This is a genomic window from Martinezella sp. CNPSo 3959, assembly GCF_057784355.1.
In genome coordinates this window covers 990,605-1,017,540 of the sequence record NZ_JBXSOV010000001.1, presented here as the reverse complement: position 1 = coordinate 1,017,540, position 26,936 = coordinate 990,605, and the positions used below count along the sequence as shown (strand labels likewise).

Genomic DNA, 26,936 nt, shown 5'->3' with positions numbered 1-26,936 from the left:
CGACGCCTGGGTCAGGCGACTTTTGCCAGCCGCTCGCGCCCGTGCGGGCGATCGAAATCCAGTTCCGGCCCAATGGGCACGACGCCTGTCGGATTGATGGTCTTGTGGCTGCGATAGTAGTGGTTCTTGATGTGGTCGAGATTGACGGTCTCCGCAACGCCGGCGACCTGGTAGAGATCCCGTAGATAGGCCGAGAGGTTGGCATAATCGGCGATGCGGCGGATGTTGCATTTGAAATGCCCGACATAGACGGCATCGAAGCGGATAAGCGTCGTGAACAGCCGCCAGTCGGCCTCCGTCAGGCGATCTCCGAATAGATAGCGCTGCGTTGCCAGTCGTTGGTCCAGCATGTCGAGGGTTTCGAAGAGACGGAGCGCGTTTTCCTGATAGGCTTCCTGCGTCGTCGCAAAGCCGGCCTTGTAGACGCCGTTGTTGACCGTATCGTAGACGCGCTCGTTCAATGCATCGATGTCGGCCCGCAAGTCACTAGGATAGAAATCCGCCGTGGAGCCGGTCAGGCCGTCGAAGGCCGTGTTGAACATGCGGATGATTTCGGCCGATTCGTTGTTGACGATCGTGCCGGTCTGCTTGTCCCATAGAACGGGAACGGTCACACGGCCGGAATAATGCGGATCGGCTTTGACGTAGACCTCCCAGAGTTTTGTCGCGCCAAAGAGATGGTCGACGGTGCCGCCGTCTGTGCCCTTGAATTCCCAGCCATTTTCAACCATCAGCGGATCGACGATCGAGACGGAGATCAGCTCCTCCAGCTTCTTCAGCTTGCGGAAGATCAGAGTGCGATGCGCCCAGGGACAGGCGAGCGACACGTAAAGATGATAGCGTCCGGCTTCTGCCTTGAAGCCGCCGATGCCTGTCGGGCCGGCACTGCCGTCTGCGGTCACCCAGTTTCGAAACTGCGACGCAACGCGCTTGAAATGGCCCTTCGTCTCTTTGGTATCGTACCAGACGTCATGCCAGACGCCGTCCACCAACATGCCCATTGCTTGATCCTTCCCGGAAACTGCCGAACTATATGTTCAGAAATACGGTATGCACGCCGGATTTCGAGACGGCAAATGATGAACACTGCGTTATGGGTGCTATCACCAGGCTCATTCGGGGCGCCGAACTCGATAAAAGAGGTGATGCCAACCCGATCTTGCATGAATGAGCGGCGGGATGCATTTTGCATTGGACGCGCCGAATATTTCCTGCTATCCGGCTTTTCACAGTTTAAGGACCCCTTGGCATGAAAGTAACCAGAAGCCTGCGACGACGCCGATGATCTTGAACGCTCGATGAGCGCTTTCGGGAACAATATCGTCCGTCTATCTGGTTTTCTGGGCTAATGTACAAGCACGATCTGGTCTACCTCACTGAGGATGCGTCGCACGACGCTGCAATCGAACTCATCAACGAAGAAGCTTTCGGTCCGGGACGGTTTACCCGTGCCGCTGCTCGCATTCGCGAGCAAGGGCCGCATGACCATTCGCTGTCCTTCATCTGCGCCGATGATGGCGAGACGATCGCCTCTGTGCGGATGACGCCGGTGCTGGCCGGATCGGTCAAGGGACATCTCCTCGGCCCGCTCGCCGTGCGCCCCTCGCACAAGAACAAGGGCATAGGCCGCGAGCTTGTGCGGATCGCGGTGGCCGCTGCCCAGCGCAAGGGATCGGAAGCCGTCATCCTCATCGGCGATCCGCCCTATTATTGCCCGCTCGGTTTCGAGAAGGTTGCCTATAACGCACTGACCTTCCCGGGGCCTGTCGATCCCAACCGGGTGCTGGTCGTGCCGATCGCGGCAGACACGCATGCGCGGCTGCAAGGCTCGATCGCATGGCGCGATGATTCCACTGCGGCTGTGGAAGCCGAAGATGACGACGATCTGGATGATGTCGTGCAGCTCACGGCGATCGCTGTCTAGAGCAATTCCAGGAAAAGTGCGAAGCGGTTTTCCGTCCGGAATTGCGTAAAAACAAAGGGATAGAGCATTTTCGCGATTCGAAGAAAAGCGGAAAGGCTTTAAAGGCGCTATCAACGAAAAATCGCCCTGCTTATATCAGCGGGGCGACAATTTCTTCTGCAGAAAGAACCGGCTGCGACCGGCGGGGAAATCCGGCAGTTCGCCGAAGACAGCATAGCCCTGCCGCTGATAGGCTTTCAGCGCCTGTGGATTGAAGGTATCGATCCACGCGCCGAAACAGCCACGCGCGCTTGCTTCCGCTTCCGCCGCCTCCAGAAGCTTTCCGGCCATGCCCTGGCCGCGCAGGCTTTCCGGCACGAAAAGCAACTGCGTGAACAGCCACCCCCAGGCGGTATAGCCGGATATGCCGCCGATGGTTTTGCCGGCGTCATCGCGGATCAGAACAGCCAGGGATTGCCGAGCGGACGGCCCGACATCCGCGGTGTTGAACGCCGTCAATCCTTCGCTGATGGCTGTAAGGTCGCCTTCCGATGGCGTATCGGTCACGTCGATCTTCATAGTCATCGTCCTTCGCGCCACCACGTGGCGGAGAAAGCAAAGAGGAGGGCGGCGAGACCGGCGAAGCCTGCAAACAAGGGCAGGGTATTGATCCCCTTCAGCACGGTTTCGTCGGTCATGCGGATGGTAAGGCGCTGACCGTCGGCGACGCGAACGGCGCCGCGCACCGGCAGAACCTGCGGCACCGTCACGCTGCCATTGGCACCGGCGACGCGGGTGACGAGACCCTTGGTCTTCTGCGCCAGCGGCTTCAGCGTCTCCGTGGTGGAGATCATCGCCTTGAATTCCGGAGCATCGATGGCGCCGATATGGACCAGCGTCGACAGATTGCCGCTGGCGATCTGGTAGAGGCCGATCTCGCCCATATGCTTCTCTGCCTGATAAAGGCCCGGCTGCGTCTGCTTCAGCGGTAGGGTGTCCGTCCTGCCTGATGGCGTTTTGATCGTGGCGGGACCGGGGTCGTTGCCGATCGTCTGGCGCGTTACCTGCAGCGTGCGACCGGCAGCATTGGCGGTCAAGGCTTCTTCTTCCAGCGACGGCTCCTTGAGCAGCCAATGGGCAATGCGGCGGTAGAGCGACACATGGGGCCCGCCGCCTTCGAAACCGCGTGCCCATAGCCAGCCCTCATCGGAGAGCAGCATGGCGACACGACCCTGGCCGACGCGGTTCAGCACCAGCAGGGGACTGCTATCGGCGCCGACCATCACGGTCTGGCCTTGAGGTCTTTCAACATCGACGCTGCGGAACCAGCGGCCCCAATGCGGCGGCTCGGTTTCGGAGCCATCCAGTCCGCGCGTGACGGGGTGTTTCTTGCCCTGATCCGAAAGGCGCGGATAAAAGGCTTTCTCGATCATCTGGCCCGTCGGCTCAGCTGGCAGGACCGAGGCAAGCGGCGTCAGCGCGATCGAACTGCCGCCGGCATGTTCGGGACCGGCCGCCACCAGCAGCGCGCCGCCATTTTCGACATATTGCGCCATGTAATCATAATAGATCGTCGGCAGGACGTTCTGGCGGTCCTGATAGCGGTCAAAGATGATCAGGTCGAAAGAACTGATCTTATCGACGAAGAGCTCGCGCGTGGGAAAGGCGATCAGTGACAGCTCGTTGATCGGCGTGCCGTCCTGCTTGTCCGGTGGACGCAGGATGGTGAAATGCACGAGATCGACCGATGCGTCCGATTTCAACAGGTTGCGCCAGGCGCGCTCGCCGGCATGCGGTTCGCCCGAAACGAGGAGAACGCGCATGTTCTGGCGGATGCCTTCGATCACTTGGACCGTCTGATTGTTGATGCCGGTGACTTCGCCAGGCACTTCGGCGACCGCAAATTCGAGGACATTGTTGCCGGCGCGCGGCACCTTGAAGCTGAAAGGAGTGTCCTGGCCCGGCGTGGCCTGTAGTGTGGCAATCTCGTCGCCATTCATCTTGACCGTGACTGCTGCGGTGCCGCCGGGGCTCTTGCCGTCGTCGACGACGCGAAAGACCAGCTGCTGCTCATCATTGACGATGCCGAAGCGCGGGGCGCGCACGATCTCTATGCGGCGATCGAATTCGTCCGGCTTGCCTGTGATCAGCCCGTGGACGGGCGCATCGAAGCCGAGCTGCTGATTGACGCCGGGAATGTCGTGGATCTGGCCGTCGGTCAGGAAGATAGCACCGCCGATACGGGCCGGTGGCACGTCGGCGATCGACGAGGAGAGGGCGGAGAAAAGCCTTGTCGACGGTGATTCCGATTCCGCCGGATCGCGGAATTCCACAATGCGCGGCTCAATGCGGGGGAATTGGGCCAGCCGATCCTTGAGCATCGCCAGGGCTTCGTCCGTCATTTTGGTACGTTCTGGCGTCTGCTGGCTGAGGCTGCGGTCAACGACGACCGGAACGATCGTCGACAGTTGATCGCGATCTTCCTGCATCAGCACCGGGTTGGCGAGTGCCGCAAGCAGAGCGATGCCCGCCAGAGTGCGAATCCAGCCGCCGCGCAGGCGCCTGTAGATTGCGAGCGCCGCGATGGCGAGCGTCAGCACCGCCAAAGCGGCAAGCACGGGCCAGGGGAGGAAGGGGGCAAAGCCGATATTCATATTATTGCCCCAAGCGCTGCAGGATATCGGGAACGTGGACTTGATCGGACTTATAATTTCCGGTCAGCATGTACATCATGATGTTGACGCCCGTGCGGTAGGCATATTCGCGCTGGGTCTCGTCCGGCGGCACGGTCGGCAGCAGCGGCGAGCCATTGTCGGCCACGGCCCAGGCGCCGGCAAAATCATTGCCGGTGATCATGATCGGCGTCACCCCATCGGAGGTGGCGACTGCATTCGCGTCGCGACGCGCATCCTGGCGTGCTTCCACCCAGAGCGGACTGTCCGCATAGCGCCCTGGGAAGCTCGACAGCAGATAGAAGGACTTGGTCAGCACATGGCCCGCAGGCACCGGCTCCAGGGGAGGGATGTCGAGATTGGCAAGGATTTGCTGCAGCCGCTGGCCGTTCGGGCTTGGCGACGAGGTGTCGCCCATCGTGTCGATGGCGTCGCGGGTGTCGAAGAGCACGGTGCCGCCATTGCGCATATAAGCGTCGATGCGATTGATGGCGTCATTGGACGGCATGGGTGCGGTTGCGGAAATCGGCCAGTAGATCAGCGGATAAAAGGCGAGTTCATCCTTTGCAGGATCCACACCCACCGGCGGGCCGGGTTCGAGTGTCGTGCGATAGGTGAGATAGTCGGAGAGACCTGCAAGCCCGCGCTCCGAAATGTGATCGACATCCGTTTCGCCTGTCACGACATAGGCAAGGTGTGTCTTGTCCAGCCGCGAGAAGATGGTGTCGTCGCCCGGTTTGGAATCGTCGGCCAGGGCGCTTACCGGATGTAAGAACATGGCGAGCGAGACGGCCAGCAGCAGCATTGCCACACCGCCCGCAATCGTCTTGGCCGATCTACCCAGGCGGGGAAAGGCGCCGTTCATGAACAGGACGATGATGCTGTCTGCCAGCAGGATGAGGAAGGCGAGGGTGAAGAGGATCGGCTTTGCCGACCAGGCCTCGCCGCCGATCAGGCCCTCGCGTGCGACCACACCGGCTGCCGAGGCATCCAGCGGCCTGAGTGCTGTGGCGCTCGGCAGGGTATTGAGCGCGCTGAAGCCCTCTTCGGAACCATAGAGGCCGGGCGGGTTGTCGAAGCTTGCGACTGCGGCTCCCTTGTTGCCTGGTTCCAGCGGGCGGGCACTGCCGATCTCACTGGTCAACACGCCCTTGGCGGTCAGGAGCCGGTAGGGCGGCATTGCTTCGCTTGCCTTGGCAGCTCCTTGTCCCGACGCAACGCCGCCGGCGCGCGAGAGCTGGACGATACGGCGCAGCATCTCAACGAAATCGCCTGATATCGGCAGATCAGACCATTGCGGCTCGGCACTGACGTGGAAGAGCACGATGCGGCCGGCCTGCATCTGCTTTTCCGTGACGAGTGGCGTGCCGTCGGCAAGGCTTGCCCAGGTGCGCTCGGCCAGATCCGGTGTCGGCTCCGCCAGAACCTGCCGCTTGATCAGGACATTGTTCGGCTTCGGCATGCCGGCGAAGGGGCCGAACGACGGGAAATCGGCAAGCGGCTGCGGTTCGGCCCAGGAAAGAGCGCCGCCGAATGTGCGCTCGCCCTGCCGCAATGTGACCGGGACCAAAGGATCGTCGGCGGGTGCCGCGGCGAGGCGCGGGCCGGCAAAGCGGACAAGCGTGCCGCCATTTTCGATCCACTTCTGCAGTGGCGCGTAGGTTTCCTGCGGCAGGCGGCCGACATCGGCCATGATGATGACGGAGGGGTTGCCCGCGAGCAGTTGCGGGATCGACTTCGCCAGATCGGCGCTGTTGGGCTGGGTCAGATCGGCATAGGGTTGAAGCGCACGCTGGATATAATAGAGCGGCGACAGGATCGGCTGGAATTCGTCGGCGGCCTGTCCGGAGAGGAGCGCCACGCGGCGGCGGCGAAAACCGTCGTCCAATAGGTATACGCTGCCGGCGCTTGCCTGACGGTCGATGCTGATGCGGGCGAAATCATTGCGCATTTCGAAGGGCGCGGCGATGGACCCGGTCGCAACTGTCTGGCCGCTCGCGAAATCGAGCGAACCGACGGCAATCGGCCGTCCCTGATTGTCCTGTGCCGTCAGCCCGAGGCGCATCGGGCCGCTGCCGTCCAGCCGTGTGGCCGTGACGGTCATGTTGCTGGCGGTATTGGCTGCGCCGGTGAGCGCCATGATATCGTGGCCATCGCCCTCGATGAGCCGCAGCTCGCTTGGCTGCAGGGCAGCAAGGCGGCTGACGATATCGTCCTTGTCCTTGCTCTCGATACCGTCGGAGATGAAAGCGATGGTGCCGGGCTTGCTGCCATTGAGTGCCGCCTTGACGGCATCGGCGGCGCGTTGCCGATCCGGCACCAGCGGCCTCGGGTTCATGGCATGCAGCCTGTCTCGGGCAGCTATTGCCGCACTCGGGGTTGCATCGTTGCCCTGCTCGGCGGTGAAGGTGATTGAGACGGGAATGCCCTTGGCGTCGGCATCGTCGATCAGCGCGTCGGCGGTACGCACGCGGCGTTCCCAGTCGGAGACGCTCGCCCAGCTATTGTCGATCATCAGCACCAGCGGGCCGCCGCTCGACAGTGTATTGGTGCGCGGATTGAACATGGGATTGGCGATGGCGAGAATGACCAGGGCGGCAAGCAGCATGCGCAGCAGCGTCAGCCACCACGGGCTGCGCGCCGGCGTTTCTTCACGCTTGAGAATGCTCGCCAGAATGCGCAGCGGCGGGAACACCTCCGTGCGCGGCTGTGGCGGCGTCAAGCGCAGCAGCCACCAGATCGCAGGAAGCAGAATGAGCGCTGCCAAGATGGCCGGCGAAGCGAATGCGAAGGAGAGGCCGCTCAAGGCTGGCCTCCTGACGCGACCCTCGCGGGCATGCCTGAGAGATACATATGCACGGCGACCAGGGCTTCGGAAGCCAGCCGGTCGGTGCGGTGGCTGACGAAGGTCCAGCCGAGATGACGCAGCGACTGGCCGAGATTTTCGCGCCGCGCGAGATAGGCGCGCTGATAATCGTCACGCAGGTTTTCCGCGCGGCCAGCGATCAGCTTCGAGCCCGTTTCTGGATCGCTGAACTCGGTGCGTCCGCTATAGGGAAAGAGTTCTTCGGCGGGGTCGGCAACCTCGATCACATGGCCGCGCAGGCCACGACGGGCCAGCGGCCCGATCCTGCCCATGACGCTATCGGCATCGTCGAGAAAGTCGCCGATCAGCACGATATCGCTCCAGCCGCGGATCATCGCCGTCTGCGGCAGGCCGCCCTCGAGCGGCGTGTGCATCAGCGCCGCGGCCAGGCGCTCGGCAGCATTGCGGGTCGAAACCGGTTCCATGATGCCGGGGCAGCCGATGCGCTCACCGGAGCGGGACAGAATTTCCGCCAGCGCCAGCATGAGGACGAGCGCGCGACCCTCCTTGGACACATGGCCGTAGGTCGATTTATACATCATGGATGGCGAGAGATCGGCCCAGAGCCAGATCGTGTGGGCGGCTTCCCATTCATGATCGCGGATATAGGTATGATCGTCGCGGGCCGAGCGCCGCCAGTCGATGCGCGACAGGCTTTCACCTTCCGTATAGGGGCGGAACTGCCAGAAATTCTCGCCGATGCCGCGCTTGCGCCGACCGTGCCATCCGGCAATGACCGTGTTGGCGATGCGCTTGGCTTCGACGAGGCAATCCGGCACGAGGGCGGCACGGCTGCGGGCTCGGGAGAGGGCATCATTGCCTGAGGTGGGTCTGACGGTCTGTCCGATGGATGCCACGCGCTATACTCTCCTCGACACCCGGGTCACGATTTCGACTGCTTGACCAGCCCTGAAATGACATCGCGCACGGACATGCCTTCGGCGCGGGCTGCAAAAGTCAGCGCCATGCGATGTTCCAATACTGGTTCGGCAAGTGCATGAATGTCGTCGATCGACGGGGCAAGCCGGCCCTCGTAAAGGGCGCGGGCACGGGCGCAGAGCATCATCGCCTGGCCGGCACGCGGGCCTGGACCCCAGGCGACATGCTTGTCTGTGGAGGCATTGCCCTGGCCCGGGCGGGCAGAGCGCACGAGTGACAGGATCACATCGACAACGCCATCGCTGACGGGCATCTGGCGGATGAGCTGCTGGATTTCCAGCAAGCGTTCGGCGTCGATGACAGCCTGCGGCGTCGCTTCGCTCAAGCCTGTGGTTTCGAGCAGGATGCGGCGCTCGTCGGCAAGTTCGGGATAATCGACATCGACCTGCAGCAGGAAACGGTCGAGCTGGGCTTCCGGCAGCGGATAGGTGCCTTCCTGCTCCAGCGGGTTCTGCGTTGCGAGAACATGGAAGGGAGCGGGTAGGTCATAACGCTGGCCGGCGATGGTGACGTGATATTCCTGCATGGACTGCAGAAGGGCGGACTGTGTGCGCGGCGAGGCGCGGTTGATTTCGTCGGCCATCAGCAATTGTGCGAAGACCGGTCCCTTGACGAACCGGAAAGAGCGTCGGCCGGTTTCATCCTGGTCCATGACTTCGGAGCCGAGAATATCCGAGGGCATCAGGTCCGGCGTGAACTGCACACGATTGGAGGCAAGGCCGAGGACTGCGCCGAGCGTCGTCACGAGCTTCGTCTTGGCAAGACCCGGCACGCCGACCAGCAGGGCATGACCACCGGCAAGCACGGCCAGAAGCGTGTTTTCCACGACGCTTTCCTGGCCGAAAATGACCTTCGACACCTCTTCGCGGACGCGGGCGATATCGCCCAGTGCCTTTTCGGCTGAGGCGATGATGGCCTGCTCATCGAGGCTCGTTTCGGTCGATTTAATCATGCCCATTTGCGTCTCCAATGGCAGAAAAACGGTGCGCGTGATTCGCAGACGTTACACATTTGCCTCATAATCAATACAACTTATCGCCAGCAAGATAGCTGACAAGCACGTTTCAAATGACTATCTCGTGAGAACTGTCATATTCCTGACTAACGACCAACCGGGACAGAAGAATGGCAACCGAGGAAATCAGGACAACGGGCGATGCCGCAAGCCTCGCGGCGCTGATTTCGCGCGCGGCAGGTGATAGCGGCGGCTCCAAGAAGGGTCTGCCGCCAGTCGATCGCTGGAATCCGCCATTCTGCGGCGATATCGACATGGAGATCCGCGCCGACGGCACCTGGTTCTATCTTGGCACACCGATCGGCCGCGCGCCGCTGGTGCGGCTGTTTTCCACAGTTCTGCGCAAGGACGAGGATGGAAAGACCTATCTCGTCACGCCTGTGGAAAAGGTGGGCATTCGCGTCGTCGACGCGCCGTTCGTGGCCGTCGAGATGAGCGTGACGGAGCGTGAGGGCAGACGGGTGCTGACCTTCCGCACGAATGTTGGCGATGTCGTCGAGGCTGGCAGAGATCATCCGATCCGCTTCGTCATACGCGGCGAGAACGACGAGCTGAAGCCTTATCTGCATGTCCGCGGGCGGCTCGAGGCTCTGGTGACGCGTGCGGTCATGTACGATCTCATCGAGCTTGGTGAGCCCGTCGTGATTGCCGGACGAGAGATCTTCTGCGTGCGTTCCGGCAGCTCCATCTTTCCGGTTATGCCGGTTGCCGAATTGGATGCGCTTACTCGATGAATGAATCCCCTCTCTATTCCGCCGACGAGTTCCGCCGTCGCGCCCTTCATCAGAGTGGTGGGCCGGTGGAGCTTGCCTGGCGCGATCACGGCGATCATCTCCTCAATCCCGAGACCATATCGCAGGTCGCGGACCTGAAGCTCAAGGATGCCGCGGTGCTTGTGCCCGTCGTCGACAGCGGCGACGATGCCAGGGTCATTTTTACGCTCCGGACATCGACGCTCCGCAAGCATTCCGGCCAGATCGCCTTTCCGGGCGGGGCCATCGATCCGGAAGACGCGTCGCCGGAGATGGCGGCGATGCGCGAAGCGGGGGAGGAAATCGGGCTTGCCGACATCTTCATCGAGCCGGTGGCGCGGCTGCCGCATTATCTGGCGGCGACCGGCTTTCGCATCACACCCATTCTTGCCGTGGTAAAACCCGGGTTTCATCTGACCCTCAATCCAACCGAGGTGGAGGATGCCTTCGAGGTGCCGCTCTCCTTCCTGATGGACCCGGACCACCACGTGACCGACACGATGCTCTGGCAGGGGACTGAACGCCATTTCTATCGCATGCCCTATGGGCAGCGCATGATCTGGGGCATTACTGCGGGTATCGTCCGCACACTTTATGAAAGGCTCTATAGATGACGTCCGTTGCCGATAAGGCCTGGTTTCGCGATGAGGCATTGCAGCGGGTGCTGGCGCTGCTCGATGCCGATGGCGGCGAGGGGCGTGTGGTCGGTGGTGCCGTCCGCAACAGCCTGATGGGGCTGCCCGTCGCCGATATCGATATAGCAACGACGCTGTTGCCTGAAACCGTCGTCGAAAGGGCCGAGGGCGCCGGAATCAAGGCGGTGCCGACCGGCATCGCGCATGGCACGGTCACCTTGGTCATCGATGGAAAGCCGTTCGAAATCACCACGTTGCGACGCGACGTTGAAACCGACGGGCGCCGTGCCGTAGTGGCCTTCAGCCGGGATTGGCAGGCTGATGCCGAGCGGCGGGACCTGACGATCAATGCGCTTTATGCATCTGCCGATGGCGAGGTCATGGATCTCGTCGGAGGGCTGGCCGATCTGGAGCGCCGCAATATCCGCTTCATCGGCGATGCCGCGACGCGGATTGCCGAGGATCATTTGCGCATCCTGCGCTTCTTCCGCTTTTTCGCCTATTACGGCACCGGCCGCCCCGATGCGGAGGGCTTGCGCGCCTGTGCTGCTGCAAAATCAAAGATTTCAACGCTCTCGGCCGAGCGAGTCTGGTCGGAAATGAAGAAGCTGCTGGCGGCTCCAGACCCGGGCAGGGCGCTGCTCTGGATGCGCCAGATCGGCATTTTGACCGAAGTGCTGCCGGAAACCGAGAAATGGGGGATCGACGCCATTCCTGGATTGATTGCCGCCGAACAGGCTTTCGGTTGGCCGGCGGAGGCTCTGCTTCGTCTCGCTGCTATCGTGCCGCCCGATGCGGCAAGGCTCACCAAGCTTGCCGAGCGGCTGCGCCTCTCGAAAGCGGAAGGCGCCTATCTGCAGGCCTGGGCGAATGCGCCGATCGTCAAGGACGACATCTCGGAAGCGGCCTTCGATCGTCTGCTTTATCGCCATGATCAAACCGGCGTTGCGGCTCGCCTGAAGCTGGCGCTGGCCGTTGCCCGCAGCAAGGCGGAGGGCGATTTCGAGGAAATGGCGCGCGTGGCGCGGCTCGGGAAATTGCTGGAACGAACGGCAAACTGGAAGAAGCCCGCTTTCCCGCTTAATGGCGCGGATGCACTCGCAGCGGGCGTCGGTGCCGGGCCGCGTGTGGGCGAGCTTCTCGGCAAACTCGAGCAGGAGTGGCTTGACGCGAATTTTGCGATGAACCGGGCGAGCCTTCTCGCCCGACTCAAGGATTTGGCCAATGCCTGATAATGAGGCCTGATTGGCAGGCCCGCCAGTCAGGCCGCGTTGGCCTCGTCGCGAATCCGGGCCTTGATATTGTCGACCATGTTTTCGCGGATGATGGTTTCGCCATGCGCTTCGCGCATGTGCTCGACCGCGCGGCGCACCACCTCGGCGTCATCCTTGGCGCGGGTGTGCCAGGCGCAGCCGGGCACGAGCGTACCACATTCGAACAGTCGCATATCTTCCTCCTCATCTTTCAACGGATTCTCGCCCTACAAAGGACCCGAAGACCTAAACGCAACGAACGAGAAAAGGTTTCCGCTATCCGGCAAGTCTCCTGCCCGGCGGCGGCCTTCCGGACATTAATCCGGCATTGCCCAGGATTTGAAGCAATCCGAGGATTGATATTGGGTGATAGGCGCCTGCTTGGCCGAACGATCGGCCGCGAAGCTGGCGATATCGCTTGGAGATTTGCCCGCCAGCTGCATCCTCACCTGCTCCAGGAAGCAGGAGAGGGGCAGATCGGATCCACTGCGGGTCCGCATATCCTCTGCCAGTCGGATAATGAACTCCGGACTATCGACTGTGCGCGACAGTTTCTGTTCTTTCGAAGCTTCCGTGACTTGTTTCTCTGCTGCCATTACAACCTCCTCCGATTGAACGAGCATTAGGTCACTTAGGCACTCCTCCCGCTGATTTCAGGGCGTTGTCCGATCATTTAATGTTGAACGTTCAAGCGCATCGCGATCTTTCAATCGTTTGCTGCGCTTGAGGTTTCCCGCATGCCGCGATCGCAAAATTGCCGCCCAGCTTACGCGACACGCTTCAAGGCCAACGCACCACCGGCGGCAGAGACGATAGGATCGACTCAACGTTACCGCCTGTCTTCAGCCCGAATATTGTACCCCTATCGTAGAGCAAATTGAACTCCACATAACGTCCGCGGCGAATTAATTGCTCGTCACGGTCTTCTTCCGTCCATGTTTCGTTGAAATTGGAGCGGACGATGCGCGGATAGACCATCGCGAAGGCGCGGCCGACGTCGCGGGTGAAGGCGAAATCCGCGTTCCAGCCACCGGCTTCCTCTGTCGAATGCAGCCAGTCGAAGAAGATGCCGCCGATGCCGCGCGGCTCGTTGCGGTGCTTCAGGAAGAAATATTCGTCACACCAGCTCTTGTAGCGCTGATAGTCGGCGACGGCATGACGATCACAGACGATCTGCATGGCGCGATGGAAGAGGGCGCTGTCCGGATCTTCCTGGGTGCGGCGGCGATCGAGCACCGGCGTCAGGTCGGCGCCGCCGCCGAACCATTGGCTCGTCGTCACCACCATGCGGGTGTTCATATGCACGGCCGGCACATTCGGATTGACGGGGTGGGCGATCAGTGAGAGCCCCGAGGCCCAAAAGCGAGGATCTTCCTCGGCGCCAGGAATCTGGCTGCGAAAGTCGGGAGAGAATTCGCCATAGACTGTCGAGGTGTGGACGCCGACCTTTTCGAAGACGCGGCCCTCCATCATCGACATGCGGCCACCGCCGCCCTGGCCCTTGTCGCGCTGCCAGTCCTTGGCGATGAAGCGGCCCGGTTCCTGGTCGGAAAGAGGGCCGGTCAGCTCGCTTTCCAGCAGCTCGAACTCCGCGCAGATCGTGTCGCGCAGGCCTTCGAACCAGTGTCGCGCTGCCTCCTTCTTTTCTTCAATATCCTCGGGTAATCCCTTGGGAAGATTGGGTCGTTCCATTCACGCTCTCCGACGATGCGAGCAGCCGGCGGCCTGCGATTCGCACCGTATGTATCGTGATTTGGAATATCAGCAAGATTGCGGCGCAGCCAGTGCAGCAACGCCGCAGGAGAATCGACTCGCAAATTTCACACTGCGGTATTATGTTCCCTCTCTCAAAGGCGAGGTTTTATCATGAAGATACCCGGACCGCCGCCCCTGGATGGGTTGAGAAACAGAATATTCCGTTACCGGCAGGACCATCCCGCCGGTGGAAAGAGCGAATTCGTTCGCGAGACCTTTTGTCTCAGTCGCCCGGAAGCGCGCGAAAAGGCGCGCGAATGGTTCAACGAATTCCCCAAGGCTGCCTATTGGACCGAAGTCGAAAGCTGGCGCCAGGTCGACGGCGATCGCATCGAGTTCACCATGCGGCGTCTGCCATCGGCGGATTGAACTGGACGAAACAGCCGCCTGCCACGACGGGCGAAGAGGCCGAAGCATATTTCAGCATGCTTGCGGCGCATCAGTGGCTTGCGGCATTGCTCAATGCGGCTTGGCTAATGCGCATCATCAGGCGCGCCGAATCCAGTCGGCTGGGCGCCTGCCGCGATGCTGACAGGGAAGGCTTTCTTGACCGTTTCTCTTGTTGCCTTTTGTCTTCCGTCCGGAACGGCAGGCAAGGGAGCCTCCGTGTTCCGCATCGCTGTTTTGGGGCTCTCGACGATTGGCGATGCCGCAAGGATTTCCCGGAGCGTGGTTGTTACAGGCAGATGCCCGCCCAAGTCGGTGTTCGTGTGATGCCACGCTTGCGCAACGCGCCGATCGGCATGAATGAATGCTCGAGAGTTGATTTCGCCGAACCAGTCCCATTCCCCCATGACGTCGACGACATCCGTGAAAACAGGCGGCATAGCGATGCGTGCGCCGATCGTCACGATCTTTGCATGCCGCGCCAGCTCGGTGATCCGCGCTTCGTCCTGTTTACAGAGGTTATGGAGTGCAGCTGACAGCACGAGGTTTCCCTTGGAGTGGCCGGTCAGCAGACGGAAGGAGAGGCGGGGGTCGGCTAGAAGCGCCTGCGCGGTTCTCGTGTCGAGACTGGTGCGAGCCGCTGCCGTCTCAGCCTGTGCTCCGACCTTGGGGCGACCGGCAAGGTCGTCCAGACTTTCAAGAAAAGGCCGCAGGCCTCGCAAGTGACCGAAGAAAAACAATCCGCCGAAAGCTTCAGTGATGACATCGGCTATGCCGTAGCCGGAGACGACGACCGCGGCCGGCGCATCGATCGCATCGGCTACGTTGCGGGCGAAAGCGGCGGCTCCGAGTGCCGAACCACCGATGCCGGCGACTGCGAGCGCCCGTGCCTTAGTGCCGCCGCGCAGGACGAATTCATCGATGGTTTCGCAGAGTGTGAGTGCTCCCAGACCGCTTGGCGGAATGAGCATGATCGCGCCTTCGGCGGCGAGCGAGTCACTGATATAGAAGGCTTCCTCCGGCGTGATAGCCTTGACGTCGTAGAATAGTGCGTCGAGGGCGAGATTGCGTTGGCGCAGGCCTTCAAGAGCGAGGTTGCGCGCCGGTGAATGCTGCAGCCGCTCGGGGAGGCTCAGCGTGCGTGCGAATTGCGTCAGGGAAAGCGTGAATGCCGTCTGGAACATGGGTCACCTCGCCAAGGTCGCCTGAGTTAGAGCATTCCAAGGCAAAGCTTCTCACACTTTATCCCACGTGCCAACGGCTATTCGGGTGCGACATTCAGGCCCGGTGCAGACCATTGTGTCTGTCGCAGCGCTTCACCCGAAATCATGGCCGCCGACATCGCGACATTGATGGAGCGATGGCCCTCGACCATCGGGATCAGGACGCGGCCATCGGCCTTTTCGTGCACGTGGTCCGGCACCCCGGCGCTTTCGCGGCCGAAGAGAAGAATATCGTCGTCGCGATAAGTAAAATCCGTGTAGCGCTGCGCCGCCTTTGTGGAGGCCAGCACCAGCCGTCGTCCGCTTTCTTGTCTCCATGCCTCGAAGCGCTCCCAATTGACGTGCCTGGTCAGAGTGACGGCGGCGAGATAGTCCATGCCGGCGCGCTTCAGATTGCGGTCGGATATGTCGAAGCCGGCCGGCTCGATAATGTCGACGCCAAGGCCGAGGCAGGCGGCAAGCCGCAGGATCGTGCCAGTGTTGCCGGGAATATCGGGTTGGTAGAGGGCGATGCGGAGCTTGGTCATATGTTGCAACTAGCGAAATCGCCCTGATTTGTCTCCGGTTTTTCCTGGGATCCCTCGATTCCGGTGATGTCTCCCATCAGCAGAATTGAAGGATTTAGCCCATTTTTCAGGCATATTTCGCTTTTCAAACAGGAAAAGTCGCGTTAAAAGACGCGTGCTCTACAACTTGCGAAAGAAGGAGGCTCAGATGGATATCTTGTTTATGATGCTGCGCCTCGGTGCCGTGAACCCACGGATTTGAAGAGCGCTACAAGGCGCATATTCGCAAGTATCCCCCTTCTTTAAGTCATTGCGCGGCCACTATGGCCTCGTCGTTTTACGGCCCGGCCACCATATGAATCTGCGATCTTTCAGCGCAGTGGGTGGTCGAAGGGTCGAGTCTTTGGAGCATTTCCATGTTTAGCTGGTTCGAACGCCGACTAGATCCATTTCCGAGCGAGGTGCCGGATACGCCGCCGCGTGGCCTCTTCGCCTTCTGCTGGCATTATTCCAAACCGGCCCTGCCGTGGCTGATCGCCATGAGCATTCTCACCATGTCGATCGCGATCGGTGAGGTGGCGCTGTTCCAGTTCCTCGGCGATATCGTCGACTGGCTGACGCATGCGGATAAGGCGACTTTCCTGCAGACGGAATGGCACAAGCTGTTCTGGATGGGGGCAATGGTGCTGATCGGCTTGCCGGCTGCGGCGATCCTTGACAGCTTCATCATGCACCAGGTGCTGCTCGGCAACTATCCGATGATCGCGCGTTGGCAGATGCACCGCTTCCTGCTGCGCCACAGCATGACCTTTTTCGCCAATGAGTTCGCAGGCCGCGTCGCCACCAAGGTGATGCAGACCTCGCTTGCCGTGCGCGAAACGGTCATGAAGATCCTCGATGTCTTCGTCTACGTCGTCACCTATTTCCTGTCGATGATCCTCGTCATCGCGGCGGCCGACTGGCGGCTGATGATTCCGATCCTGGTCTGGCTTGGCGTCTATGTCGCCATCGTCGCCTATTTCGTGCCGGTGCTGCGCAAGATCGCCGCGCAGCAGGCCGACGCGCGCTCGATGATGACGGGCCGCGTGGTCGACAGCTACACCAACATCGCCACGGTGAAGCTGTTCTCGCATGCGGGCCGCGAAGAGACATATGCCAGGGCCGGTATGGAGGAATTCCTCAATACAGTGCACAAGCAGATGCGCAAGGTGACGCTGTTCCACGCCTCGGTCTATTTCAACAACTGCGCGGCGCTGTTCATCGTCTCGTCTCTGTCGATCTGGTTCTGGCTCAGCGGCTCGATCTCGGTCGGCTCCATCGCCATTGCCATCGGCCTTGCTATGCGCGTCAACGGCATGTCGCAGTGGGTGATGTGGGAAGTCTCTGCGCTCTTCGAAAACATCGGCACCGTCTATGACGGCATGGAGATGATGACGAAGCCACACGACATCATCGACAAGCCGGCGGCACCGCCGATCGTTGCCCAGCAGGGAGCGATCCGCTTCGACCACATTCGCTTCCATTACGGCAAGGCGAAGGGTGTCATGGAGGATCTGACCCTCGATATCCGCGCGGGCGAAAAGGTTGGTCTTGTCGGCCGCTCCGGCGCCGGCAAGACGACGCTGATGAACCTGCTGCTGCGCTTTTACGATCTGGAGGGCGGCCGCATCACCATCGACGGCCACGATATCGCAGGCGTCACGCAGGACAGCCTTCGCTCGATGATCGGTGTGGTGACGCAGGACACCTCGCTGCTGCACCGTTCCATCCGCGACAACATCGCCTATGGCCGTCCGGACGCGACCGATGAGGACATCATCCAGGCAGCCAAGCGCGCCAATGCCTGGGACTTCATTGAGGGTCTGGTCGACATGTATGGCCGCACAGGGCTCGATGCGCAGGTCGGCGAGCGGGGCGTTAAGCTTTCCGGCGGCCAGCGGCAGCGTATCGCCATCGCGCGCGTCTTCCTGAAGGACGCGCCGATCCTGGTGCTCGACGAGGCAACCTCGGCGCTCGATTCCGAAGTGGAAGCGGCGATCCAGGAAAACCTCTTCGCGCTGATGCATGGCAAGACGGTGATCGCCATCGCCCACCGCCTGTCGACGCTGACCGAGATGGACCGCCTCGTCGTTCTCGACAAGGGCCGGATCATCGAGATGGGCACACATCAGGCGCTGGTCCAGCAGGGCGGCATTTATGCCGAACTCTGGAGCCGCCAGTCCGGTGGTTTCCTCGCCGACCATGAAGAGGTCGAGACGGCGGCACAATAATGAGACGGACGACTGGGGCGCCGAGGTGCCCCAGTTGTGTTTCCTGAGTGGCTATTTTTCAGAAATCCAAAACGCAACAAAGAAGTCTGGAAGACGATGCTGCGGACTAGCGGCTCGCCAGAGCAAGTTGCGCCGCGAGCAATCCGAACGCAGTCGCGAAGCTTCGCCGCATCCATGATTGCACCGTTGGATTCGAGACGATATGGCGGCGCAGGTGTGCTGCGAATACGCCATAGGCTGCGAAGATGATGAAGGTGAGCGCCATGAAGACCAGGCTGAGCTTCAGCATCAGCATGATCGGGCTTGTCTGATCCGGCGTCACGAATTGAGGCAGGAAGGCGAAGAAAAAGATCGACAATTTGGGATTAAGCAAATTGATCAGGATTGCCGAGCCTATCACCTGTCGCGTGCTTTTGTCGGTCGGTGCGCCGTCAATGCGCAAAACACCCTTTTCCAAAAACATCGACCAGGCCATGTAGAGCAGATAGGCCACCCCGAGCCATTTGAGCGCTTGAAACGCTAGGGCGCTGGTGTGCAGGAGTGCGGCGAGGCCGCTTATCGCTGCAAGCAAATGCGGGATGATGCCAAGAGTGCAGCCGAATGCGGCGACCACACTCGCCCTCGTGCCGCCAGACAATGCGGCGGCAAGCGTGTAGATCGCGCCGGTGCCGGGAGAGGCAACGATGATGAGGGTCGTGATCAGAAACTCGATGTTCATGCGGCAGCCCCCACGGAAGAGGGGAATATCGGCGGTAAGGCTTGAGCCGAGGTGCTTGTTTCGGCGGCTGATCCACGCAAGGTGTCCTGATGGACTCTCGGCAAAGCTTTCTCGACGACGAGAGCCGTCGCCGCACGCTTTCGCGCGGTGAAATATCCGACTGGTAGGTTTGTCGCGGGCAAGGTGTCGAGCGACCACAGGTGCTGTCGATACATGGCGTCGGCTTGGGTAGCGTGCATGACTCTCACTCGATAATGGCTGGCGGCAATATCGAGGCATTGCGTTTTCCGGTCTTGAATGAAATTGCAGTTCAACCGGCATTTCGCGCTCGACGCTCAATGCGCCGCTCACGACCGTTGCCAACTCGACCGGTCGATCCCGGCTCCGTTTTACAGTTCTTGTTGGGTTGCAGGGAATATGGCGTTCACTGATAAATCGCGCACGAAATTCGGTCTGCGTTCAGGTGAGAAAGGAGAGATTGAGATCGGAATTTCGAGGAATTTTCATTGTTTTTGTTGCTGTGCGGTATTGTGCTGATCGCCTATTCTGCGTCGCGCCGGAGAAAAACGCTGCGGAATTCCCTAGTTTTTCATGTGCTTAACTTCTCTGCCGGAGAAGGGGAAGATTGAGCTCCGGCCTTGCGACGCATTAACGCAGTTTTGCCGCGACATTGTGCCCTGACCCCTTGCCAAGACTGGACATAATTTGCGATCAAGCTTAGAACGCAGCGGGTTACGGAGGAATCTATGGCGGAATTATGGTCGCATTGATTCGCCGTTGGTGAGAGGGGTACCGCGGTTTTTGCCGTGGTTTGCGGGAAGAGGATGTGCAGCTTTGAGCGAGCAGAGTACGACAGTTGAGTCCACCGGCGAGCCGACTCGCCGCGATTTCCTTTATTTGACGACAGGTATGGCCGGTGCGGTGGGTGCAGTTGCCGTCGCATGGCCGTTTATCGACCAGATGCGGCCCGACGCATCGACACTCGCTCTTGCATCTATCGAAGTCGATGTGTCGAGCCTTGAGCCCGGCATGTCGTTGACGGTGAAATGGCGCGGTAAGCCTGTCTTCATCCGTAACCGCACGCAGAAAGAAATCGACGATGCCAAGGGCACGCAGCTTTCGGACCTGAAAGATCCGGTCGCTCGCAACGCCAATCTTCCGTCCGATGCACAGGCAACCGACGTTGCCCGTTCGGCCGGTGAGGGCAAGGAAAACTGGCTCGTCATGATCGGCGTCTGCACCCATCTCGGCTGCATCCCGCTCGGTCAGGCGGGGGAATATGGCGGGTGGTTCTGTCCTTGCCATGGTTCGGTTTACGATACTGCCGGTCGCATCCGCCATGGGCCTGCACCGCAGAACCTCTTCATACCGCAATATGCGTTCACGTCGGAAAAGAAGATCAAGGTCGGTTGAGGGGGAGCTGAAACATGAGTGGTCATTCGTCTTACGAGCCATCGACAGGGCTCGAAAAATGGGTCGACGCGCGGCTTCCGCTGCCGCGTATGGTCTATGATAGTTTCATCGCCTATCCGGTCCCGCGCAACCTGAACTACGCTTACACCTTCGGCGCCATGCTAGCCGTGATGCTGGTTCTGCAGATCCTGACCGGTGTCGTGCTGGCCATGCACTATGCGGCCAATACGGCGATCGCCTTCAATTCGGTCGAAAAGATCGTTCGTGACGTCAATCATGGATGGCTGCTGCGCTACATGCATGCCAACGGCGCGTCGTTCTTCTTCGTAGCCGTTTATCTGCACATCGCCCGCGGCCTTTATTACGGCTCCTATAAGGCGCCGCGCGAAATCCTCTGGATTCTCGGCGTGATCATCTACCTCCTGATGATGGCGACTGCCTTCATGGGCTACGTCCTGCCCTGGGGTCAGATGTCCTTCTGGGGTGCAACCGTCATCACCGGCTTCTTCTCGGCCTTCCCATGGGTCGGCGACTGGATCCAGACCTTCCTGCTCGGCGGCTTTGCCGTTGACGATCCGACGCTCAACCGCTTCTTCTCGCTGCACTATCTGCTGCCCTTCATGATCGCCGGCGTCGTCATTCTGCACATCTGGGCGCTGCATGTGACCGGCCAGACGAACCCGACGGGCGTCGAAGTCAAGCTGAAGACCGACACGGTCGCCTTCACGCCCTATGCGACGCTGAAGGATGCGCTTGGCGTTTCCGTCTTCCTGCTGGTCTTCGCCTATTTCGTCTTCTACCTGCCGAACTTCCTCGGTCATGCCGATAACTACATTCCGGCCAACCCGCTGAAGACGCCGGCTCACATCGTTCCGGAATGGTACTTCCTGCCGTTCTACGCGATGCTGCGCTCGATCACCTTCAACATCGGCCCGATCGACTCCAAGCTTGGTGGCGTTCTGACGATGTTCGGCGCGATCATCGTGTTGTTCTTCCTGCCTTGGCTCGATACGTCGAAGATCCGTTCGGCCGTCTATCGTCCCTGGTACAAGCTGTTCTTCTGGCTGTTCATCGCCGATGCCATCCTGCTCGGCTGGCTTGGCTCGCAGCCGGCAGAGGGCATCTATACCACGGCCGCGCAGTTCGCGACGCTGTTCTACTTCCTGTTCTTCCTGGTCATCATGCCGATCCTTGGCATAGTCGAGACACCGAAGCGCATTCCGAATTCCATTACGGAGGCGGTTCTTGAAAAGCAGGGCGGCAATAAAAAAGACGCCGTCACGATGAGCGCCTGAGCGGTTGGAAGGAAGAAAACGATGAAAAAGATTGTTGCCGGCCTTCTCTCGCTTGCCCTGATCGGCGGTTTGGCCACCGTTTCCGCGATCGCTGCGGAAACGAAGCCTGCCGCAGAAGCCGAGACGCCGCATTATCCGCTGAAGGAGCCGCGCGAGCAGCATTGGACCTTCTCCGGCCCGTTCGGCTATTATGACAAGGCACAGCTGCAGCGTGGTCTGAAGGTCTATACGGAAGTCTGTTCCGCCTGCCATTCGATGAAGCTGGTGGCTTACCGCACGCTGGAAGATCTCGGTTATACGGAAGCCCAGGTGAAGGCCTTTGCCGCCAACTACGAAGTGCAGGACGGCCCGAACCCTCAGGGTGAGATGTTCACCCGCAAGGCGCTCCCGTCCGACCATTTCAACTCGCCGTTCCCGAACGACGAAGCGGCCGCGGCCTCCAACAACGGGGCCGTGCCGCCCGACATGTCGCTGCTTGCCAAGGCACGTGAAATCGAACGCGGCTTCCCGCAGTTCATCTTCGATATCTTCACGCAGTATCAGGAAGGTGGACCGGACTATATCTACTCGCTGCTGACCGGCTACGAAGAGCCGCCGGCCGGTTTCAAGGTGCCGCAGAACTCGCACTACAATCCGTATTTCGATGCGGCCGCGACCTTTGCGATGCCGAAGCCGCTTTCGGATGGTCAGGTGACCTATGACGACGGTTCGCCGCAGACGGTGGACCAGTATGCTCGCGACGTGTCTGCCTTCCTGATGTGGACATCCGAGCCGCATCTGGAAGATCGCAAGCACCTCGGCTTCATGGTCATGGTGTTCCTGCTGATCTTCTCCACGCTAATCTATCTCACCAAGCGCTCCGTCTATGCCAAGGCAGGCGCTCACTGAGTACTGCGATGTTTCGATGAAAGGGGCGGCCCGTCGAGGCCGCCTTATACATTGAGAGGCCGGGACATCGGTTATGATGTTCCGGCCTCGTTTGTCATTGAGGTGATAGCAACACCGCAATGGCGGAGCGCAAAGCGGTTGGGCTTTTTTGTTGGTATAGGGCTCGGGTCTTGATAGGGTGCGGCCGGCCCTATCATAGCCTGAGAGTATATATTTCATGAACACTATCGCTTCGGAGCTCGCCGCCAGCATCCGTTCCATTCCGGACTATCCCAAGCCCGGTATCATCTTCCGCGACATCACGACGATGCTTGGCGACGCCAGGGCGTTTCGTCGCGCCGTGGATGCGCTGGTGCATCCCTATGCCGGCTCCAAGATCGACAAGGTCGCCGGCATGGAAGCGCGCGGCTTCATTCTCGGCGGCGCGGTGGCGCATCAGCTGTCGTCCGGTTTCGTGCCGATCCGCAAGAAGGGCAAGCTGCCGCATGATATCGTTCGCATCGCCTACAGCCTGGAATATGGCGTGGACGAAATGGAGATGCATCGCGATGCGGTCAATCCGGGCGAGAAGGTCATCCTGGTCGACGATCTGATCGCGACCGGCGGCACTGCCGTCGGTGCCACCAAGCTCCTGCGCCAGATTGGGGCCGAAGTGGTTGCCGCCTGCTTTGTCATCGACCTGCCTGACCTTGGCGGCCGCAGGAAGCTCGAGGAGCTCGACGTACCGGTACATACGCTGGTCGAATTCGCCGGCCACTAAATGGCCGAAAGGACTGATGGGGCCGCTCCGAACGGCCCCGCAGCTCGCTATTCAAAAGCCAGAACGCTGCTTTCGAAGCGCAGGGCCGGAGCACCGTCCTGGTTCACTCCATCGCAGGCGAGCGTATAGAGCGTCCAGCCGGCGCGCGAGGCCAATGGGCGACTGTCAAGGATCGTGACGCCATAGCTGATCGTATCACCGGCGAAGACGGGCCGCAGCCATTGCAGGTTTTTGAAGCCAGGCGAGGGGCCGAGGATGGGCGGCGTCTTGCCTTCGGCAACCAACCGGGCCTGTTCGGACTTCCAAAAATCGACGAAGCTGCGCATCCACATGGAGCAGCTGTGCCAGCCGGAAGCGCAGAGACCGCCGAACAGGGAGTGCTTGGCCGCTTCCGCATCCATATGGAAGATCTGTGGATCGAAGCGCGAGGCAAAGTGCACGATGCCTTCCGGCGTGAAGGTGTGGCCACCGATTTCGATACGTTCACCGACGGCATAGAGTTCGCTCATCTTCATGCCGAAACCTCCGCGACGCTGCGCATGCGGATCATGACCGCGTTCTCTCCGAGGCAGACCAGTTCGCCGCGCTGGTTTTCGACCTCATGGCGGAACCTGACGATGCCGATACCCGGGCGGGAGCGCATGGGACGGGCCTCGACGACGGTCGATCGGCCCGACAGGGTATCGTCCGCCAGAACCGGCTTCTTCCACTCCATAAAATCGATGCCAGGCGCGCCTTGTGCGTCGGTGGCAAGGAGATAGGAATCGCACATCATGCGCATGAACACCGCCGAGGTGTGCCAGCCGGAAGCGGCAAGGCCCCCGAGAATGCTGGCGCGGCCGGCTTCCTCATCCAGATGCATCGGCTGCGGATCGAATTCCCTGGCGAATTCGATGATCTCCCCCGCTGTCATGAGTTTGGGACCGAGCGGAAACTCCTGTCCCGGCCGGAAGTCTTCGTAGACGAGTTTCGTCATATCCTCTCATCCTCCACTCTCATTCATCGCCAATCGCATGGCCCGCTGTGGCGGCGCAAGCGTTTTCATAACCCTACAGGCGCTGCTCAGGGTGATTGTCTATCGATGCCGGCAGCCCTTGATTGTGCGACGATGATATGGTGAGGCTGGATCATGGCGCTATGAAACGAGAGCAAGATGAGGGAACTCAAGATCGCATTGGACGAAGCGGCCGGCGAGGGGATTATTTCCTCCATCCAGGCCGAGAGATTGCTGCCCTATCTGGCGGCCAAGAACATCGGCGCGGTGCCGGCAGCCGAGGGTCGTCTGGGCGTGCCATCGTTCAGCGAAGCCAATCCTTTGGAGGATACGGAAGCTCCGCGCTTCATCCGTGGCTTCCACGACGTGCTGATCACGATCGGCATCATCGTGCTTCTCGCTGGGCTATGGGGTCTGACGAACCGCTATGTGTCGCTGCTGGCGATCGTCGTTCTGGCCGAAATTCTTGTCCGCCGTCAACGGCTGGCGCTTCCGGCCGTCGTGCTGACCGTCGCGCTGGTAGCCTGGGTCTTCCATACCGTGATCACCTATGTCGGCTCCACGCCTGCACTGAGTGAAAATTTCACCATCGGCGCAATCGTCATAGCGGCACCATTTCCGCTGTCGCTGGCATTGTTCTACTGGCGCTACCGCGTGCCACTGTCGCTGGCGCTATTGCTGTTTTCGTTATTCGGGCTGTTTCTCGCAGGGGTCTTCTATATCGCCGGCACGGTGATGGGATCTGCAAATGTGCCGGCAGACTATCCGATCCAGACGCTCATGATCCTGCTGGTGACGGCAATCGGCAGCTTCGTCCTGGCGATGCGCTTCGATCTCAGCGATCCCCAGCGGGTTACGCGCCGCTCGGATGTGGCATTCTGGCTGCATCTCGCGACCGCACCGGCGCTGCTTTATTCGACTGTCCTTCTGGCCTTGCGCCTGGAGCTTGCCAGCAGCGGCACCGTCTTTACCAATCTCACCGACGTGCTCTTCGGTGGCTACCTGCAGGCGGTAACTGTGCTGATCGCAGTTCTGGCGATGATGCTGATCGGGCTTGTGATCGATCGCCGCGCTTTCGTGACGGCCGGCCTCGTCTCGCTCGGCCTCGCGACTGCGGCCATCCTTCGGCACAACAATGCCAGCTTCGACAAAATCGGTTTCCTGGTGCTGATGATTGTCGGGCTGGTGGTGCTTGTGATCGGCATTGGCTGGGCCGATCTGCGTGGCATCGTCGTGCGGCGCCTGCCCGCCGGCGTGCAGGCGAGATTGCCGGCGCTCAGATAGAGTTTTTCCGCTTTTCTTCGAATCGCGAAAACGCTCTATCCTTTTGTTTTAGAGCGGGATGCCGAAAAGTGTGCGCGGTTTTCGGGCGACATCCGTCTCTAATATAATTCCGGACGGAAAACCGCTTCGCACTTTTCCTGAAATTGCTTAGGCGCCGGCAGCTGAAAAGCAATCAGGTATTGAAGCGGAAGTGGATGACGTCGCCGTCCTGGACGACATATTCCTTGCCTTCATCGCGAGCCTTGCCGGCTTCTTTCGCGCCGGTTTCGCCGTTATAGCCGATGTAGTCGTCGTAGGCGATCGTGTTGGCGCGGATGAAGCCGCGTTCGAAATCCGAATGGATCACGCCGGCTGCCTGCGGCGCCTTCGTGCCCTGTTCGATCGTCCAAGCGCGCGTTTCCTTCGGGCCTACGGTGAAGTAGGTGATGAGGTGGAGGAGCTTGTAGCCGGCGCGGATCAGGCGGTCGAGGCCGGCTTCATCGAGGCCGAGCGCGGAGAGGAATTCCTTCGCCTCTTCGTCGGGCAGCTGCGCCACTTCCGCCTCGATAGCGGCGGAGATGATGACGACTTCCGAATTCTGCTCCTTGGCCATGGCAGCGACTGCCGCGGTATGCTCGTTGCCGGTCGCGGCATCGCCCTCGGCGACGTTGCAAACGTAAAGCACCGGGTGCGAGGTCAGAAGGTTCAGGCTCTTGAGGATGCGGATCTCTTCGGCATCGAGCTTCGAGAGCAGCGTGCGGACCGGCTTGCCTTCCTGAAGCAATGCGAGCGACGCATCCATGATCGGCAGCATCGCCATGGATTCCTTGTCCTTGCCGGTGGCGCGCTTGCGCGTCTGCTCGGTGCGGCGTTCGAGGCTCTCAAGGTCGGCGAGCATCAGCTCGGTCTCGATCGTCTCGGCATCGGCAACCGGATTGATGCGGCCTTCGACATGGGTGATGTCGCTGTCTTCGAAGCAGCGCAGCACATGCACGATGGCATCGACTTCGCGGATATTGGCAAGGAACTGGTTGCCGAGGCCTTCGCCCTTCGAGGCGCCACGGACGAGACCGGCAATATCAACGAAGGAGATGCGCGTCGGGATCAGTTCCTTCGACTTGGCGATGTCGGCGAGCTTACGCATACGGGGATCGGGAACCGCGACTTCGCCGGTGTTCGGCTCGATCGTGCAGAACGGATAGTTCGCCGCCTGCGCCGCCGCCGTCTTGGTCAGCGCGTTGAACAGAGTGGACTTGCCGACATTCGGCAGCCCGACGATACCGCATTTGAAACCCATGGCACCTTGTCCATATCTTGAAAATCTTTGCAGTGCCTATGGGGGAAGGGCCGTTGCGGGTCAAGTCTTGTGCGGGCAAGGAGGCTTTTTTCTGCCGAAAGAAAGGCGGAAGTCTCTCGAATGCCCCTTTTG

At 60.6% G+C, this 26,936-nt stretch carries 26 protein-coding genes; 11 read left to right on the top strand and 15 right to left on the bottom strand.

Translation table 11 applies throughout. The features are described 5' to 3' along the window. Positions 1 to 11: 11 nt before the first annotated feature. Positions 12 to 1,001 (bottom strand): glutathione S-transferase family protein, encoded by a 990-nt coding sequence (locus AC13RE_RS05130; RefSeq protein ID WP_488562163.1) that lies wholly within the window; start codon positions 999 to 1,001, stop codon positions 12 to 14. Positions 1,002 to 1,348: 347 nt separating this feature from the next. Between AC13RE_RS05130 and AC13RE_RS05125 the strand changes: the two genes are divergently transcribed. After that, positions 1,349 to 1,924, top strand: coding sequence for a GNAT family N-acetyltransferase (locus AC13RE_RS05125; protein ID WP_132717165.1), 576 nt, complete (start codon positions 1,349 to 1,351; stop codon positions 1,922 to 1,924). Between the two features lie 135 nt (positions 1,925 to 2,059). Here AC13RE_RS05125 and AC13RE_RS05120 read toward each other — a convergent pair whose 3' ends face one another. The 5 genes from AC13RE_RS05120 to AC13RE_RS05100 are packed head-to-tail and all read right to left on the bottom strand — an operon-like array spanning position 2,060 to position 9,338. After that, entirely contained in the window at positions 2,060 to 2,482 is a 423-nt protein-coding gene (locus AC13RE_RS05120; protein ID WP_132717706.1) for a GNAT family N-acetyltransferase, read from the bottom strand. A 2-nt stretch (positions 2,483 to 2,484) separates the two neighbouring features. Further along, positions 2,485 to 4,557: a hypothetical protein gene (locus AC13RE_RS05115; protein ID WP_488562162.1), complete on the bottom strand. Its 2,073-nt coding sequence runs from the start codon at positions 4,555 to 4,557 to the stop codon at positions 2,485 to 2,487. 1 nt (position 4,558) lies between these two features. Next, on the bottom strand, positions 4,559 to 7,381 hold the full coding sequence (locus tag AC13RE_RS05110; protein WP_488562161.1) for a DUF4159 domain-containing protein: 2,823 nt from the start codon (positions 7,379 to 7,381) through the stop codon (positions 4,559 to 4,561). Next, positions 7,378 to 8,298: a DUF58 domain-containing protein gene (locus AC13RE_RS05105; protein ID WP_112411599.1), complete on the bottom strand. Its 921-nt coding sequence runs from the start codon at positions 8,296 to 8,298 to the stop codon at positions 7,378 to 7,380. Before AC13RE_RS05105 ends, AC13RE_RS05110 begins: the two co-directional genes overlap by 4 nt. Before the next feature lie 26 nt (positions 8,299 to 8,324). Beyond that, on the bottom strand, positions 8,325 to 9,338 hold the full coding sequence (locus AC13RE_RS05100; RefSeq protein ID WP_488562160.1) for an AAA family ATPase: 1,014 nt from the start codon (positions 9,336 to 9,338) through the stop codon (positions 8,325 to 8,327). 167 nt (positions 9,339 to 9,505) lie between these two features. On the opposite strand from AC13RE_RS05100, the gene AC13RE_RS05095 reads away from it, so the two are divergent. The 3 genes from AC13RE_RS05095 to AC13RE_RS05085 are packed head-to-tail and all read left to right on the top strand — an operon-like array spanning position 9,506 to position 12,014. Then, positions 9,506 to 10,129: a DUF1285 domain-containing protein gene (locus AC13RE_RS05095; protein ID WP_112334301.1), complete on the top strand. Its 624-nt coding sequence runs from the start codon at positions 9,506 to 9,508 to the stop codon at positions 10,127 to 10,129. Continuing rightward, positions 10,126 to 10,761 (top strand): CoA pyrophosphatase, encoded by a 636-nt coding sequence (locus AC13RE_RS05090; protein ID WP_488562159.1) that lies wholly within the window; start codon positions 10,126 to 10,128, stop codon positions 10,759 to 10,761. The genes AC13RE_RS05095 and AC13RE_RS05090 overlap by 4 nt, the downstream gene beginning before the upstream one ends. Further along, the gene (locus tag AC13RE_RS05085; protein ID WP_488562158.1) at positions 10,758 to 12,014 is read left to right on the top strand and encodes a CCA tRNA nucleotidyltransferase; all 1,257 of its coding nucleotides are present in this window, start codon (positions 10,758 to 10,760) and stop codon (positions 12,012 to 12,014) included. Before AC13RE_RS05090 ends, AC13RE_RS05085 begins: the two co-directional genes overlap by 4 nt. Positions 12,015 to 12,043: 29 nt before the next feature. Here AC13RE_RS05085 and AC13RE_RS05080 read toward each other — a convergent pair whose 3' ends face one another. The 3 genes from AC13RE_RS05080 to hemF form a co-directional block, all read right to left on the bottom strand. After that, positions 12,044 to 12,229: a DUF1059 domain-containing protein gene (locus tag AC13RE_RS05080; RefSeq protein ID WP_075851104.1), complete on the bottom strand. Its 186-nt coding sequence runs from the start codon at positions 12,227 to 12,229 to the stop codon at positions 12,044 to 12,046. Between the two features lie 123 nt (positions 12,230 to 12,352). Then, positions 12,353 to 12,631, bottom strand: coding sequence for a hypothetical protein (locus tag AC13RE_RS05075; protein WP_132717158.1), 279 nt, complete (start codon positions 12,629 to 12,631; stop codon positions 12,353 to 12,355). A 184-nt stretch (positions 12,632 to 12,815) separates the two neighbouring features. Beyond that, positions 12,816 to 13,727, bottom strand: a complete 912-nt coding sequence (hemF, locus tag AC13RE_RS05070) for an oxygen-dependent coproporphyrinogen oxidase (protein ID WP_132717157.1) — start codon at positions 13,725 to 13,727, stop codon at positions 12,816 to 12,818. Positions 13,728 to 13,898: 171 nt separating this feature from the next. Between hemF and AC13RE_RS05065 the strand changes: the two genes are divergently transcribed. Continuing rightward, positions 13,899 to 14,159 (top strand): hypothetical protein, encoded by a 261-nt coding sequence (locus tag AC13RE_RS05065; RefSeq protein ID WP_041677939.1) that lies wholly within the window; start codon positions 13,899 to 13,901, stop codon positions 14,157 to 14,159. A gap of 104 nt (positions 14,160 to 14,263) precedes the next feature. Here the strand turns inward: AC13RE_RS05065 and AC13RE_RS05060 are convergent, their stop codons facing one another. Beyond that, positions 14,264 to 15,361: a hypothetical protein gene (locus tag AC13RE_RS05060; RefSeq protein ID WP_488562157.1), complete on the bottom strand. Its 1,098-nt coding sequence runs from the start codon at positions 15,359 to 15,361 to the stop codon at positions 14,264 to 14,266. 77 nt (positions 15,362 to 15,438) lie between these two features. Next, positions 15,439 to 15,927 (bottom strand): tRNA (cytidine(34)-2'-O)-methyltransferase, encoded by a 489-nt coding sequence (locus AC13RE_RS05055; protein WP_488562156.1) that lies wholly within the window; start codon positions 15,925 to 15,927, stop codon positions 15,439 to 15,441. Positions 15,928 to 16,322: 395 nt separating this feature from the next. Between AC13RE_RS05055 and AC13RE_RS05050 the strand changes: the two genes are divergently transcribed. After that, positions 16,323 to 18,176 carry an ABC transporter ATP-binding protein gene (locus AC13RE_RS05050; protein ID WP_488562155.1) on the top strand — a complete coding sequence of 618 codons (1,854 nt, stop codon included), beginning with the start codon at positions 16,323 to 16,325 and terminating at the stop codon, positions 18,174 to 18,176. A gap of 106 nt (positions 18,177 to 18,282) precedes the next feature. Here the strand turns inward: AC13RE_RS05050 and AC13RE_RS05045 are convergent, their stop codons facing one another. After that, the gene (locus AC13RE_RS05045; protein ID WP_488562542.1) at positions 18,283 to 18,894 is read right to left on the bottom strand and encodes a LysE family translocator; all 612 of its coding nucleotides are present in this window, start codon (positions 18,892 to 18,894) and stop codon (positions 18,283 to 18,285) included. An 834-nt stretch (positions 18,895 to 19,728) separates the two neighbouring features. Between AC13RE_RS05045 and petA the strand changes: the two genes are divergently transcribed. The 4 genes from petA (at position 19,729) to AC13RE_RS05025 (ending at position 23,250) form a co-directional block, all read left to right on the top strand. Next, a complete protein-coding gene (petA, locus tag AC13RE_RS05040; RefSeq protein ID WP_132717153.1) occupies positions 19,729 to 20,307 on the top strand; it encodes a ubiquinol-cytochrome c reductase iron-sulfur subunit in 579 nt (192 codons plus the stop codon). A 14-nt stretch (positions 20,308 to 20,321) separates the two neighbouring features. Further along, positions 20,322 to 21,602, top strand: a complete 1,281-nt coding sequence (locus AC13RE_RS05035) for a cytochrome b (protein ID WP_488562154.1) — start codon at positions 20,322 to 20,324, stop codon at positions 21,600 to 21,602. A 21-nt stretch (positions 21,603 to 21,623) separates the two neighbouring features. Further along, positions 21,624 to 22,490, top strand: coding sequence for a cytochrome c1 (locus AC13RE_RS05030; RefSeq protein WP_015340624.1), 867 nt, complete (start codon positions 21,624 to 21,626; stop codon positions 22,488 to 22,490). Between the two features lie 217 nt (positions 22,491 to 22,707). Further along, positions 22,708 to 23,250, top strand: coding sequence for an adenine phosphoribosyltransferase (locus AC13RE_RS05025; protein WP_075851091.1), 543 nt, complete (start codon positions 22,708 to 22,710; stop codon positions 23,248 to 23,250). A gap of 47 nt (positions 23,251 to 23,297) precedes the next feature. Here AC13RE_RS05025 and AC13RE_RS05020 read toward each other — a convergent pair whose 3' ends face one another. Continuing rightward, on the bottom strand, positions 23,298 to 23,765 hold the full coding sequence (locus tag AC13RE_RS05020; RefSeq protein ID WP_488562153.1) for a MaoC family dehydratase: 468 nt from the start codon (positions 23,763 to 23,765) through the stop codon (positions 23,298 to 23,300). After that, entirely contained in the window at positions 23,762 to 24,226 is a 465-nt protein-coding gene (locus tag AC13RE_RS05015; RefSeq protein WP_132717150.1) for a MaoC family dehydratase, read from the bottom strand. Before AC13RE_RS05015 ends, AC13RE_RS05020 begins: the two co-directional genes overlap by 4 nt. Positions 24,227 to 24,403: 177 nt before the next feature. On the opposite strand from AC13RE_RS05015, the gene AC13RE_RS05010 reads away from it, so the two are divergent. Continuing rightward, complete coding sequence (locus AC13RE_RS05010) at positions 24,404 to 25,528, top strand: hypothetical protein (RefSeq protein ID WP_488562152.1); 1,125 nt, start codon at positions 24,404 to 24,406, stop codon at positions 25,526 to 25,528. A gap of 172 nt (positions 25,529 to 25,700) precedes the next feature. On the opposite strand, the gene ychF is transcribed toward AC13RE_RS05010, so the two are convergent. Then, the gene (gene ychF, locus AC13RE_RS05005) at positions 25,701 to 26,804 is read right to left on the bottom strand and encodes a redox-regulated ATPase YchF (RefSeq protein WP_488482910.1); all 1,104 of its coding nucleotides are present in this window, start codon (positions 26,802 to 26,804) and stop codon (positions 25,701 to 25,703) included. Positions 26,805 to 26,936 lie beyond the last annotated feature (132 nt).